Here is a 12,801-nt window from a genome sequence, read left to right as displayed (position 1 = left end):
TAACAGGCTTGCATATCTATGAAACAAATAAATACATGGCTCATCATCATCAGCCTGGCAATAGCCAGCCTGCTGGCAGGCAGCAAAGCTCTGGACTTTCATGGAGAACAATACACCGACCAGGTATTAAAAAGGAGTCTGGTAGCTTTTGCTGTGGCAAGAGGACTCAATGGTTTAATCTCTGTGGCACAAGAAGCTGAGATTGCCATGCAACCAGCAGGGGTTGGGCTTACTCTGTCCCCAGGCGAAATTCTTGATCCTATAAATGACCTGATAGAGCGTTTTTCTGTCGTCATGCTTATCACGGCAAGTGCTATCGGCGTACAAAAACTGATGCTGACTCTAAGCGCCTGGGCATTCTTTAACTATACGCTCATAGCTTTCTGGATCTTTACTATTGTTTATCTTCTTTATTGTCAGTATAAGCACCGCAAGTTCCCGAGTTTTACTCTTAAAGTTGCAGCATTTTTGGTGCTTGTCCGCTTTACCGTTCCAGTGATGGCCTTAACCTCTGAGGGATTATATCAGGCGTTTATGGTCACTGATTACCAACAGGCTAGCCAGGGTTTAGAGCAAACCGAAAATACTATCCGCCAAAATACTCCAGAGGATCAGGAGCTAGCAGAAGAAGACCTTTCTGCATTTGAAAAAACCCAGCGTTGGTTAAGCGATGCGGCAAGCCAGCTAGACGTTAAAAAGCAAATTGCGGCTTACCAACAAGCAGCTGAGCAAGCCAGTCAGAGTGTGATAAAACTTATCACCATCTTTATCGTCCAGACCATCCTCTTCCCGCTTATCTTCTTATGGCTAGCCATCAAAATAGGACGCGGTCTGATCAAAAAAAGGCACCCTGTATAGAGTGCCTTTTTAATCAGTCAGTAAACTACGATTATTAGAAATCTACAGTTACTGTCTCATTGGCGTTAACCGTTACGTTTTGAGTTGTAAAGTTAATCACGTCATCCGTTTCAGGATCGTCATTCGCTGCTTCACAAGTAAAGCCAAGGGTGTATTCGCCTGCAACTACAAAGCCAATTTCATAAACGTAGTCACCGTTGTTATTTACTTCGACTAATCCTGTAGTAATCGGCTCTGGTTCATTAGCATCAACATCATCTGTCTCAGCATCAGCACCATCAAACAGATATACCGCACTTGAGTCAGTACAGCCTTCTGCATCGATCAGGTTTGCATCAACCATACCCGTAATATGACCTACTTCCAGGTTATCAACGACACGTAAAGTTGGGCGTAAGTAGTAATCCTGTGCAGCATCCTGAGGCTCATGAACAGACTTACGCAAATCAAAATCTACGGTCAAGTCAGTGATACCACCAGCAGCGATCACAAACGGACGGTTTAACTTCAATCCAGTTTCGCTGCCGCTTGGGATGAATAGTGAGTAACGCGCGCTATTAATGTCGATATACGAATCTGTAACGCCTCGCTCAGCATTAACCTTCAGGCGCATCCATTGATATTGGCCAGCTGTCAACTCAGTCTCTGGCAAAAGCTCCAGTGACTCATCGCCTGTCAACTGTAATAAATCAATGGTTTTCGCTGTATCGAAATCAAAGCTTTGTTGTCCGCCAGGGCCTTGTATTTCAATGCCTGTAAACTGCACTACTACCGCTTCTGCATCATCTATCGGCGCATCCGTCACAGCTACTGATAATTTACCATTATCAGGGTCGTCATCCCTACAAGCAGTTAAAGCTAAAGCAACACCAGCTACAATCAGGCTTGTTTTCAATATAGTTTTCATTTTGCCTCCAGTTGGTTTTTAATCGTTATGGAAAATACCACATCTATATATTCGACGTTTCAAGTTATTGCTTTATTCCGACACAATTCCATTTTTTTCCTGAAAAATTCGATCTCCTTCACAAATTTCACTGATTTTTTTAATTTTTACATTCGATTTCAATTAATTACAGCGCACGAAAAAGCTTTCATAGGAATCAAGCTTCAGTTTACGTATAATTTGCCCAAAGATTTTACTATCAGCAGCAGCGGGAGTACTTATGCGACCTAGCGGACGAAGCAGTAACCAGTTACGACCTATCACTATTACACGCAATTACACCAAACATGCAGAAGGCTCGGTTCTTGTAGAATTTGGCGAAACCAAAGTACTATGTAACGCCAGTGTGGTCGATAACGTTCCTCGCTTCCTCAAAGGTAAGGGGCAGGGTTGGCTCACCGCTGAGTATGGGATGTTACCGCGCTCTACACACAGTCGCATGGATCGTGAGGCTTCCCGTGGTAAGCAGGGAGGTCGTACACTTGAAATTCAACGTTTAATTGGACGCTCTTTACGTGCTGCTGTGGATTTAAAGCAGCTCGGTGAACACACCATATATCTTGACTGTGATGTTATCCAGGCTGACGGCGGTACCCGAACAGCTTCTATTAGTGGTGCCAGCGTGGCATTGCACGATGCACTTTTTGCCATGCGTCAAAAAGGCGCTCTTAAAACCAATCCCCTAAAGCACATGATTGGCTCTGTATCCGTCGGCATCTACAAAGGAACACCCGTTCTTGATTTGGACTATGATGAAGACTCCAGCGCTGAGACTGACATGAACCTGGTAATGGATGAGAATGGAGGCTTTATTGAAATTCAGGGTACTGCTGAGGGCGAAACATTCAGCGGTGAAGAACTTATGCAAATGCTAGAGCTCGGAAAGCAGGGTATCCGCGAGATATTCGACATCCAGCACAAAGCAATCGGTGCTTAACAGCAGGAGCTGAGGGGCACCGCCCCTCTTCAATAACTATTATGAAGCAACCTAAACTGGTTATGATTCCCGGCCTCAATGGTAATGACCTTCTCTGTCGTGAGTTCCTGGATAGTCTGCCCATGGACGTTAAGTTTATTCCTCTTCCTGAAGACTGTCCCCAGGATCATGAATCTATTGCCGAGTCAGTCACACCGCTATTGCCACAAGAGCCCTTCATACTTTTGCTTGAGTCATTTGCCGGTTCCATTGGCCCCAACTTGCTGAAAAATAATGATATCCCCCTACAGGGTTTGATCTTCTTTGTAAGTTTACTAGCAACACCAAGCAAACCACTACTTGCCCTATCGCAACTAGTTTCTGCTAAAACTATTTTAAAGCTACCTTTTATTGATAGAACCCTGAGCAGAACCTTCCTTAATAACGATGCCAATCCAGAGCAGGTTCAGCATGTAAAACAGGTCATTCACGATATTCCGGATGATATTCTCAAACAGAGAACAAAAGCACTGGCAGAACTGAAATCATTTCCAAGGCAACCTGATATACCCGTTGCTTATGTTGAAGCCAGCAATGATCGGGTGCTAAATCAAAGAGCGTTAGACAGTATTGAAGAGGTTTTCCCACAGGCGGAAAAATATCCGATGCAAGGGAGTCACTTTTTGTTATACACCAAACCACAGGAATCTGCGCAAGTGGTAACAACCATCTATGAGCGAATGATTGAGCAGCTCAAGAAGTGAGCTGCTTTTAACTTAAGAACTACTAGTGCCTATGCTCGCAGGTACCACTCTTGTGGACATGACCATGAGAAATCTCTTCGGCAGTACCCGGGCGAACTGATAAAACCTTCACCTCAACTTTAACCGCCTGTCCAGCCAGAGGGTGATTCGCATCAATCACTACCACGTCATCTCTGACTTCACGCACCATGACCGCATGGACACCATCACTGCTTTCAGCAGCCAGGCGCATACCCTCAGTCAAATTTTCTACATCGGCAAATGCTTCTCTCGGCACTTCTGTTTTCAATTCTTCTTCATAAGGACCATAAGCTTCTTCTGGCCCGAATTCTACCTTGATTTTCTGTCCAATAGATTTTCCAATTAGCTTATCTTCGAGGCCCGGCATCACTTCACCATGACCATGCAGATAAACCCAGGGACCGCCCTCATCAGAACTCTCCCAGACATTCCCATCAAGATCCATTAATTTATAATCCAGTTCTACAACGCTATCTTTTTCAATCTTCATGCTAATACTTTCTTTCAAATCCAAACAATATCTACAATCAATACAACCCACATCGCCAATAGAACAAAGTAGCTGGAGATAAACGCTTTAAAGCGATGAAATACGTTGTTATAGGTGCAGTGGATATAGGCATGAGCAATTCTACATAAAACATAGAGCCATGACAGCCCTAACAACCAATCAGAGGTACTACTGGTAATCAGCGCGATGACTACAGCTAAATAGAACAGAACCGGCATTTCAAACAGATTCATAAAGTGGTCTGGAGCTCGGTTATCTTCCATCAGGCGGCTCATATCCTCTCTCGAGGCTGTTTTCTGAGGGTGCAACCTTTGTTGGCGATAAAACCTAAAACGACGCCGAGCCATGACCACCGCAACAGAAAAAGTTAACAGAACCATTACAAAAACTGGAATTAGAATTGGTTGAAAAGACATATTGACTCCTGTTGGCTAGCCTTGAACTTTATCGACGGCAAGTGCCGCCCATGCCTGTGACGTTGGCATTAGCTCTATACTGTTAATATTTACATGCTGCGGCTGATCTGCGGCCCAAACGACAGCCTCAGCTACGTCTTCTGCTGTCAGAGGGTTGGTTCCCTTATAGACATTCTCAGCCTTCTCCTGATCACCACCAAAACGGACCAAAGAGAATTCTGTCTCAGCAAGTCCTGGCTCAATATTTGTTACGCGTATCTGCGTTCCCAACAAGTCTGCTCGCAGATTACGGGTAAACTGCTTAACGAAAGCCTTGGTCGCGCCGTAGGCATTACCCCCCGGATAAGCGTAGTTTCCCGCTATTGAGCCAATATTTATGATATGGCCACTTTTACGCTCAACCATACCCGGCAGAATCTTTCGTGTCATCAAATACAAACCCTTAATATTGGTATCGACCATTCGGTGCCAGTCCTCAAGGTTTGCTTCCTGTGCCGGCTCCAGTCCCAGTGCAAGGCCGGCATTATTCACCAGAATATCTACCTGTGAAAACTCCTCCGGTAGCTCTCTGAATATTCTGTCAACTTGCTCTTCAGAAGTGACATCCAGCTCCAGCACATGGATTTTCCCTTCTCCGAATTCTTGCTCAAGACTTTGTTTCAACTCGTCCAAACGCTCTTTACGTCTTGCAGCAACGATAACTTTATAACCTTTACCAGCGAAACGCCTCGCAGTTTCCAAACCAAAACCTGAGCTCGCTCCGGTAACCATGACCGTTTTTACAGCTGATGATGTTGTTGATGACATGTAAATACACCAGGGTTCAATCGAAAGTAGCTAAATACTACCACAGGCTTGCGCCTGACACAGTTACATTAGACAATGATCGTTAATTCATAAGACCGACCTAAAGGTAAGCCTTTTATTTATATGTCTGAAGATTATCAGTTTCAAATTAGCGTTAAAACAGAATATATTGAAGAACAGTCAGAGCCTGAAAATGAGCGTTACGTTTTCGCCTATACAGTAACCATAGAAAATACCGGCGAACTAGGTGCCAAACTAGACTCAAGGCACTGGGTTATTACTGATGCTAACGGCGAAGTAACTGAGGTTCAGGGCCAGGGTGTCATTGGCGAGCAACCCTTTATCGAGCCCGGTAAAAGTTATCAATATTCCAGCGGAGCAGTCATCGCTACTCCTATTGGGACAATGGAAGGTGATTACAGCATGATTGGCCAGAACGGTGCTGAGTTCAAAGCACCAATCCCTGTTTTCAGTCTTACCACCCCCGGAGTACTGCACTAACCTATGGCAACATACGCGATTGGAGATATTCAAGGCTGTTACGACGAATTTCGTCTGTTACTCTCAAAAATCAACTTCAATCCTACTCATGACAGACTCTGGCTGGCCGGAGACCTGGTTAATCGAGGCCCCAAATCACTAGAAGTTCTGAATTATGCCTATGACCATCAGGACGTTATGGACATTGTATTGGGAAATCACGATCTCCACCTGTTAGCGGTGTACTATACCGAAGCAAAACTACCGAAAAAAGATGACCTCAACCGTATTCTCAAGGCAGATAATTGTAAAACATTAATGAAATGGCTCCGTCGCCAGAATCTTGCTGTTTATGATAAGTCTCACGACTTCCTGATGACTCATGCGGGCGTCCCCCCTGAGTGGGATCTGAATCTCACTCTTGCCTGTGCCTATGAGTTAGAGGAGGTACTGTCTGCCAAAGATACTGCCAAGGACTTTTTCCAGCATATGTATGGCAACAAGCCTAGCCACTGGGACAAAAAACTCAAAGGAATTGATAGACTTCGTTTTATTACTAACGCACTCACTCGAATGCGATTTTGCCATCAACATGGAGCTCTAGACTTTAAGAGTAAATCCACCCCTGGGAAACAGGATAAGGGGCTTAGTCCTTGGTACGAGTTAAGTAATATCGGACAGGAAACCAGAGTTGTGTTTGGTCATTGGGCTGCTCTTGAAGGTAAGGCCAATGCGAAAAATATCTATGCTATTGATACAGGCTGCGTATGGGGTAACAAACTCACTGCGCTCCGACTGGAAGATCAGAAACGCTTCCATGTTAAAGCATTACGTCGATGGGCATAGGTATAATCTAGAAATATTCCAAGCTTTAAACAAAACCACTTTCAGGCATGATACATTTGCTTTTTTTAGTGCCATGACTCAACTATCGCCAATACCTGCAAATATAGGTACAATCTAGGGCTTTCGGTGTCTATTTTCTTACCGCGAGAAAACCTGACAATATTTCTCGCTAAATCGAAGCAGTTTGGAGCACACTTTACGTATGTTAAAAAGCATGACCGCCTTTGCTCGACAGCAATTCGCTGCAGAATGGGGCAACGTTACCTGGGAAATAAAATCTGTAAACCAACGTTTTCTTGAACCGAACTTCAGAATGCCTGAATCATTCCGTCATCTTGAGTTCGAGCTAAGAAACCTTCTGCGGAAACGACTTAACCGCGGCAAGCTGGATTGCACATTACGTATCGAGATGAATCCAAAACATTCGGGCCGCATGAAGCTCGATCAGGAAATGGCTCAACAGCTACTTACAGCCCACGAGGAACTACAGGTACTTGCGCAGGATAATCAATCGCCCGATCTTGTTCAGATGATGCGATGGCCAGGTTTGTTACAACAGGAAGAAGCTGATACTGACACTATGGAGAAAGATGTTAAACAGGCTTTTTCTCAGGCAGTCGATCAGTTAATCGAGGTTAGACAACGTGAAGGAGAAGCATTAGCCGAAATCATTGAGCAGCGTTTGACAGGCATATCCTCAGAAGTCAGTAAAGTTGAAAAACAGATGCCTGAAGTAATGAAGTGGCAACGAGAACGTCTAATTAACCGTTTTGAAGATGCTCAAGTTGAGCTTGATCCAGATAGACTGGAGCAAGAAATGGTGTTCCTGGCACAAAAACTGGATGTTGCTGAAGAACTGGATCGTTTAAATACTCATGTCACTGAATGCTTACGTCTGCTAAAGGACAAAGGACCTGTCGGCCGTCGACTTGACTTCCTGATGCAAGAATTTAACCGCGAAGCCAATACCTTAGGATCCAAGTCAATAAATGCTGATATCACCAGTAGCTCTGTTGAAATTAAAGTCCTCATAGAGCAGATGCGCGAACAAGTTCAAAATATTGAATAACATCATCAGGACTATGAAGGCTCTGTCTCTACCAGGGCCTTCTGATTTCAACACCACTGCACTCTAAGCCTCTTCAGGATAATTCAATAATGATTTTATTATTGGCAGGTCAAAATGACGCTTTGCCGTAATAGCATAGAAGCTCTCAATGACTGATGAAAAGGTAGTGTATTTCTTCAGGACACCACTGATAATCTCATCTTGAACAACAACCTCCGGCACTACCGACACCCCTCCTGAGTCTCGGGCCAAAAGCCTCATCATCGCCATATCGTCCACTTCCGCATAAGGCGTAACGACAACACCATGCTCTTCACAATACAGATCAAACTGCGTTCGGATCTCGCTATCCGGTCCGGGAACTAATACTTTGACCTTATCCAAATCCTGCGGAAAGGACAGGCTTTCCAAAAATTTATCCTTAGGTCCTACTAAGCATACCCGTTGCTCAGCAATCAATTTACATCGCCAAGGAGTAGCTGAGTCGGAAACCACAGGCCGATTAGATAAAATCAGATCCAGTTTATGTACCTCGAGTTTACTGAGAAGGTCTTCAAGATTTGATGACTTCAGCACCAGCTTAATATCTGTATTTCCAAATACCGGCCGCAGAAAGTTTTCCTGGAAATTACGTGACAGCGTAGCAACAGCACCGACCTTGATACGCTGCACCTTTTGGTGCTCACCATTTTCCATGACTGACAGTAGTTCGCTGCCTAAATTAAAAATACTTTCTGCATACTGAAGGACGATATGCCCAACTTCTGTTAACACCAGACTTCTTCCCTGTCGCAGAAATAGATCATGATCAAGCTGATTCTCTAATTGGCGTATTTGCGAGGATAATGCCGACTGAGAGACATTAAGCTTTTCAGCAGCGCGTGTCAGATGTCCTTCTTTAGCGACTGTCCAGAAATAGTGCAGATGGTGGAAGTTGAGGTTACGCATATAATCGTTCTCTTTTATAGAACATTTAAATCACATCTATATATTTTACAAAACATTAAAACAGATGCAATATGGCGCCTGTCGAGTTAACTAATTAAATAAGAGAGTCTTTATGTATTTTGTGGGCAGCGGTCTGATACTCGCCACGGTGTATTTAGTAGGCTTTGTTCTCAACTTCATGTCAACCAGATACCATTGGCAAATCGCCAAGATTACCGCTCTGTTAGCACTTTTAATTAGTTTTCTTTTCCCTCTGGTGCAATGGATCACCACTGGCTCGATGGGCCCCTTGGCATCTGTCATCATGGGCGCGCTGGTCTCGGTGCTTGGCTGGGTCATCATCAACTATTCAGCCCGATACCTTGAAGGCGAACCGCGGGAGGCTCTTTTTATAAGATCGATGATCTTCACTATCGGTTCAGTTTTAACATTAATATCGACAACCAACGTTCTATTCCTCGCTCTGGCATGGAGCGGTAGCAGTATTAGTCTGCATTATTTATTGACCTACTATAATGAACGTAAAGAAGGACAAGTCGTTGCCCATAAAAAGTTTATAGTCAACCGCTTGGCGGAGCTGTGCTTACTGGTTGCTCTGATTTTACTTTATCGGGACATTGGCAGCCTCTCAATAACTGATATCAACAAAGCTCTTGCCGAAATGGGTAACCTGAATGCCCCGCTTCAATTCGCTGCAGCACTTTTTGCTCTTGCCGCTATTTTAAAGTCAGCGCTACTTCCGTTACATGGCTGGCTTATTCAGGTTATGGAAGCTCCAACCCCAGTCTCGGCTTTGCTCCATGCGGGTGTTGTCAACATGGGAGGGTATATTCTTATCTTCATGGCAACCCTCATCGAGATGTCAGCCCCAGCACAAACACTACTGGTAGTTTTCGGAGCGATAAGTGCCGTACTGGCAGGATGGGTCATGATGACCCGAGTCAGTATTAAAGTCCGACTAGCCTGGTCGACCTGTGCCCAGATGGGTTTTATGTTGATGGAAATTGGCCTTGGGCTTTACGAACTGGCCTTCTTGCATCTGGTCGCTCACTCCCTGTATAAAGCGCACGCCTTTCTGGCAGCCGGTGATGCTGTTAAGCAAGCTCAATCCAAGGACTATACCAATCGAGGGACAGTCCCTAAGGGCATAATCATGTCAGTGCTGGTATCTGCCGTAATCGTATTTGCATCTTTAATACTATGGCAGTTCTGGTTAGACAGTTTCTACCTGGCCAAAGAAGTTATTGTTATTTTAACTCTCGGCCTCGCTCCTTTGGTTTGGTACCAGGGATTTTTCTCTACACCACTCTTCACAGTTGGAGTTTTTAGAATTCTTGCACTTACCAACCTCTATTTCGTCTGGCACACATTGTTCAGCGCAGTAACACCTACTACGGTGACTGATAGTTACCTGCAACTTTTGTGGATCGTGATCTGCTTTGGGTTACTGTACGCAGTCCAGGTAGCCATTGTGAAATATCCAGATGGCCGTTTGCTCAAGCGTATCTACCCCTGGATTTATTATGGCTTTTATCTTGATGAAACCTTTACCCGGTTAACCTTCAAAATCTGGCCTCTTAAATTGAGTCCTGTGCAGGCGGAAACAAAGGTAAATCGTCGCTCTCATACATCAGGAGATACAGCATGAATGCGTTGCACCAACATGATGAAGCCTTACGTATAAAGGTAGATGAAGCGATCCAGAATGCTTCAAGTTGCATAGCACCATCATGGCCAATGGATAAACTGATTGCGGTTAATCCGTACTGGTCGCATATTTCGCAACCATTTACAGACGTTGCACATCATCTGGCTGCCCTCGCAGGCTCCCCTATGACAATGTCGCTATCCTATTATCAGAAACTTTGGGCGGATGGCGAAATAAGCATGGTTGACGTCAAACAATCACTTGATCTTATGGCATCGCAATTAACTCCCGAAGAGGTCGTAGATGCCCTGACTCAAACCGATAAAATTTTAACGCCTGCTCCTCTGTTGAGCGACTGCCTCGACAGCCGCCGCGATCTTCAGCATGAACCTGCATGGTGTGACACCATTACTCACCAGATTTCTCAATTTTGTGCCTCCTATTACGATAAGCATCAGTCTGACTGGAACCCACAACGAATTAACAGTCTTTACCAGAGCTGGCGCAAAACATTAACTAAAGACCATAGCGTGAGCTTATTAATGAATGCTCACGATATTCCTTCTTTAGCCTCTCAGCTTGAACCCACACCTCGACAGCAGATTCTCAAGGCTCTGCTTCACCTTGAAATACCCGAGCACGACTGGCCAGATTATTTGCAGGCCAATATTTACCGAGTTAGCGGCTGGGCTTCATGGTGCTCCTATCTCAAGTGGCAAGCGGATCTTAATAATGACGATGATGAGTCGCTGGTTCATTTGCTGGCAATCCGTCTGAGCTGGGAACTGTTGATTGATGATGCGGATAGAGATAATGGCTCGGCATGGCATGACTGGCGCTCCAGATGGAAAAACCATTTCGAGCAGTATGATAGCCAGCTGATTCAGATAAAGCATATCTGGCAACGAGCGCACGAGCACAGTTATCAAAGACAATTAGCTCAAACTTTAAGTAAGGCCGGTACTTCTACCAAGCCAGGTACCAGTAACGCACGGGTCCAGGCCGCCTTTTGTATTGACGTTCGTTCTGAAGTGTTCCGTCGCCATCTAGAAAACCAATCAGAACAGATTACAACCCTGGGCTTTGCTGGTTTTTTCGGCCTCCCTATTAGCTACACTCCGCTAGGCACTTCGGCTACTCGACCACAACTTCCTGGTTTGCTCGCCCCTATCATGACGGTAACGGATACAACTGGTAAGCCAGCATTAGATCAGGCTGTCATAGAAAAACGTCAGTCAGAACTCAGTAAAGATGCAGACTGGTTTAACTTTAAGTCACTTCCCGGCTCTACCTTTAGCATGGTTGAAACCATGGGGCTAAGTTACCTCGGTAAATTGATTAAACGCTCACTTACCCGCAACACTGGCCGTGATAAAGAAACAAAAGGATTATCCCGACAACAGACTCATGCCTTACGCCCAATATTACAGGCTGGTGTCTCTCAACGTATTGAGCTGGCATTCAGCGTACTTGAAGGAATGAACTTGACTAGCGATATCGCGCCGCTGGTGTTATTGGTCGGCCATGGCAGTCAGACCGAAAATAACCCACAGAAAGCCGGTTTAGATTGTGGTGCCTGTTGCGGTCAAACAGGTGAAGTTAACGCCCGAGCGCTTGCTGATATTCTAAATGATCCCCTGGTAAGAGAAGGACTAGCCGAACGTGGAGTTGTGCTCCCCGAAGCCACCCGATTTGTCGCTGCTCTGCATAATACGACGACTGATCAGGTGACGCTATTTGATATTGATGATTTACAAGGCAAAGCGGCTGAGTTACTTCCTATTATTAACAATGCGTTGAAACAAGCGGGAGAAGCAGCGCGAGCTGAGCGAGCTCCTGCGCTGGGTCTTGAAAAATTAAAGCAACGTCCTGAATCTTTGAAAAAAGCAATTTTTAAAAGAGCTAGTGACTGGGCTCAGACTCGACCAGAGTGGGGCTTGGCAAATAATGCCGCGTTTATCATTGGTTCGCGCTCACTAACAAGAGGTCTCGATTTCGAAGGGCGTGCCTTTTTACATGAGTACGATCACAGCCAGGATCCAGAGGCGACCCAGCTCAGCCAGATTATGACGGCGCCAATGGTGGTCACGAACTGGATTAATATGCAGTACTTCGCTTCAACCGTTGACACTCTGCGCTATGGAAGCGGTAACAAAACACTTCACAATGTAGTTGGGGGTAGAATTGGCGTATTCGAAGGTAATGGTGGTGACTTAAGGATTGGCTTGGCAAAACAGTCTGTCCACGATGGTAAAGAGTGGCAGCACACCCCTTTACGCATAACCGTAGTAATCGATGCACCTGAAGACACCATTGAAAAAGTACTCCAGGAACAGCCGGTCGTATCCTCATTGGTCAATAATCAATGGCTTCACCTTGCTCGCATTGAAAACGGCCAGGTAACTTTCTATCAGCAAGGTGACTGGGTAACCTGCGCGACTTCTTGAGGGTAACACTGGCTTCTACGCCAAATATAAAGCCAGAAACCGAGAGAAATCACGATTTAATGCTTACTTTGTATACCGCGTAAGGTTTTTAATGTGTTATCATTTAAGCTTTACGCTTCTCGGT

General features: G+C 45.0%; 13 protein-coding genes. 8 read left to right on the top strand and 5 right to left on the bottom strand.

Translation table 11 applies throughout. The annotated features are described in order from the left end of the window. Window positions 1-18: 18 nt before the first annotated feature. Window positions 19-858, top strand: coding sequence for a hypothetical protein (locus tag KS2013_RS01020; protein WP_068988546.1), 840 nt, complete (start codon window positions 19-21; stop codon window positions 856-858). Between the two features lie 34 nt (window positions 859-892). On the opposite strand, the gene KS2013_RS01015 is transcribed toward KS2013_RS01020, so the two are convergent. Continuing rightward, on the bottom strand, window positions 893-1,765 hold the full coding sequence (locus KS2013_RS01015; protein WP_068988544.1) for a DUF4382 domain-containing protein: 873 nt from the start codon (window positions 1,763-1,765) through the stop codon (window positions 893-895). A 259-nt stretch (window positions 1,766-2,024) separates the two neighbouring features. Between KS2013_RS01015 and rph the strand changes: the two genes are divergently transcribed. Together rph and KS2013_RS01005 are read left to right on the top strand one after the other, a co-directional pair. Next, entirely contained in the window at window positions 2,025-2,741 is a 717-nt protein-coding gene (gene rph, locus KS2013_RS01010) for a ribonuclease PH (RefSeq protein ID WP_068988543.1), read from the top strand. Window positions 2,742-2,782: 41 nt separating this feature from the next. Next, a complete protein-coding gene (locus tag KS2013_RS01005) occupies window positions 2,783-3,484 on the top strand; it encodes an alpha/beta hydrolase family protein (protein ID WP_068988542.1) in 702 nt (233 codons plus the stop codon). Window positions 3,485-3,506: 22 nt separating this feature from the next. Here KS2013_RS01005 and KS2013_RS01000 read toward each other — a convergent pair whose 3' ends face one another. Genes KS2013_RS01000 through KS2013_RS00990 form a run of 3 tightly spaced genes read right to left on the bottom strand, consistent with a single transcriptional unit; the run spans window position 3,507 to window position 5,239 of the window. Next, window positions 3,507-3,995 (bottom strand): FKBP-type peptidyl-prolyl cis-trans isomerase, encoded by a 489-nt coding sequence (locus KS2013_RS01000; protein WP_068988541.1) that lies wholly within the window; start codon window positions 3,993-3,995, stop codon window positions 3,507-3,509. Between the two features lie 14 nt (window positions 3,996-4,009). Then, window positions 4,010-4,432 (bottom strand): MAPEG family protein, encoded by a 423-nt coding sequence (locus KS2013_RS00995; RefSeq protein WP_068988539.1) that lies wholly within the window; start codon window positions 4,430-4,432, stop codon window positions 4,010-4,012. 15 nt (window positions 4,433-4,447) lie between these two features. Beyond that, window positions 4,448-5,239, bottom strand: coding sequence for an SDR family oxidoreductase (locus KS2013_RS00990; protein ID WP_068988537.1), 792 nt, complete (start codon window positions 5,237-5,239; stop codon window positions 4,448-4,450). Between the two features lie 123 nt (window positions 5,240-5,362). On the opposite strand from KS2013_RS00990, the gene apaG reads away from it, so the two are divergent. The 3 genes from apaG to KS2013_RS00975 all read left to right on the top strand — a co-directional run bounded on the left by apaG (window position 5,363) and on the right by KS2013_RS00975 (window position 7,634). After that, window positions 5,363-5,740 carry a Co2+/Mg2+ efflux protein ApaG gene (apaG, locus tag KS2013_RS00985; RefSeq protein WP_068988534.1) on the top strand — a complete coding sequence of 126 codons (378 nt, stop codon included), beginning with the start codon at window positions 5,363-5,365 and terminating at the stop codon, window positions 5,738-5,740. Window positions 5,741-5,743: 3 nt separating this feature from the next. Continuing rightward, the gene (locus tag KS2013_RS00980; RefSeq protein ID WP_068988532.1) at window positions 5,744-6,565 is read left to right on the top strand and encodes a symmetrical bis(5'-nucleosyl)-tetraphosphatase; all 822 of its coding nucleotides are present in this window, start codon (window positions 5,744-5,746) and stop codon (window positions 6,563-6,565) included. Between the two features lie 202 nt (window positions 6,566-6,767). Then, window positions 6,768-7,634, top strand: coding sequence for a YicC/YloC family endoribonuclease (locus KS2013_RS00975; protein ID WP_068988529.1), 867 nt, complete (start codon window positions 6,768-6,770; stop codon window positions 7,632-7,634). 63 nt (window positions 7,635-7,697) lie between these two features. Here KS2013_RS00975 and KS2013_RS00970 read toward each other — a convergent pair whose 3' ends face one another. Further along, window positions 7,698-8,582 (bottom strand): LysR family transcriptional regulator, encoded by an 885-nt coding sequence (locus KS2013_RS00970; RefSeq protein WP_068988527.1) that lies wholly within the window; start codon window positions 8,580-8,582, stop codon window positions 7,698-7,700. 178 nt (window positions 8,583-8,760) lie between these two features. Here KS2013_RS00970 and KS2013_RS00965 point away from each other — a divergent pair, with 178 nt between their 5' ends. Together KS2013_RS00965 and KS2013_RS00960 are read left to right on the top strand one after the other, a co-directional pair. After that, complete coding sequence (locus KS2013_RS00965) at window positions 8,761-10,230, top strand: NADH-quinone oxidoreductase subunit L (protein ID WP_456077565.1); 1,470 nt, start codon at window positions 8,761-8,763, stop codon at window positions 10,228-10,230. Then, a complete protein-coding gene (locus KS2013_RS00960; protein WP_068988524.1) occupies window positions 10,227-12,677 on the top strand; it encodes a YbcC family protein in 2,451 nt (816 codons plus the stop codon). The genes KS2013_RS00965 and KS2013_RS00960 overlap by 4 nt, the downstream gene beginning before the upstream one ends. The last annotated feature ends 124 nt before the right edge of the window (window positions 12,678-12,801 follow it).

The organism is Kangiella sediminilitoris, from assembly GCF_001708405.1.
GTDB lineage: Bacteria > Pseudomonadota > Gammaproteobacteria > Enterobacterales > Kangiellaceae > Kangiella > Kangiella sediminilitoris.
Note: the sequence above shows the minus strand (reverse complement) of the source record. Positions and strands in the feature narration are given on the sequence as shown.

Bases quoted from the DNA above. Each gene is read 5' to 3' on its own strand.
- KS2013_RS01020 (WP_068988546.1), top strand. From the start codon at position 19: ATGAAACAAATAAATACATGGCTCATCATCATCAGCCTGGCAATAGCC.
- KS2013_RS01015 (WP_068988544.1), bottom strand. From the start codon at position 1,765: ATGAAAACTATATTGAAAACAAGCCTGATTGTAGCTGGTGTTGCTTTA.
- rph (WP_068988543.1), top strand. From the start codon at position 2,025: ATGCGACCTAGCGGACGAAGCAGTAACCAGTTACGACCTATCACTATT.
- KS2013_RS01005 (WP_068988542.1), top strand. From the start codon at position 2,783: ATGAAGCAACCTAAACTGGTTATGATTCCCGGCCTCAATGGTAATGAC.
- KS2013_RS01000 (WP_068988541.1), bottom strand. From the start codon at position 3,995: ATGAAGATTGAAAAAGATAGCGTTGTAGAACTGGATTATAAATTAATG.
- KS2013_RS00995 (WP_068988539.1), bottom strand. From the start codon at position 4,432: ATGTCTTTTCAACCAATTCTAATTCCAGTTTTTGTAATGGTTCTGTTA.
- KS2013_RS00990 (WP_068988537.1), bottom strand. From the start codon at position 5,239: ATGTCATCAACAACATCATCAGCTGTAAAAACGGTCATGGTTACCGGA.
- apaG (WP_068988534.1), top strand. From the start codon at position 5,363: ATGTCTGAAGATTATCAGTTTCAAATTAGCGTTAAAACAGAATATATT.
- KS2013_RS00980 (WP_068988532.1), top strand. From the start codon at position 5,744: ATGGCAACATACGCGATTGGAGATATTCAAGGCTGTTACGACGAATTT.
- KS2013_RS00975 (WP_068988529.1), top strand. From the start codon at position 6,768: ATGTTAAAAAGCATGACCGCCTTTGCTCGACAGCAATTCGCTGCAGAA.
- KS2013_RS00970 (WP_068988527.1), bottom strand. From the start codon at position 8,582: ATGCGTAACCTCAACTTCCACCATCTGCACTATTTCTGGACAGTCGCT.
- KS2013_RS00965 (WP_456077565.1), top strand. From the start codon at position 8,761: ATGTCAACCAGATACCATTGGCAAATCGCCAAGATTACCGCTCTGTTA.
- KS2013_RS00960 (WP_068988524.1), top strand. From the start codon at position 10,227: ATGAATGCGTTGCACCAACATGATGAAGCCTTACGTATAAAGGTAGAT.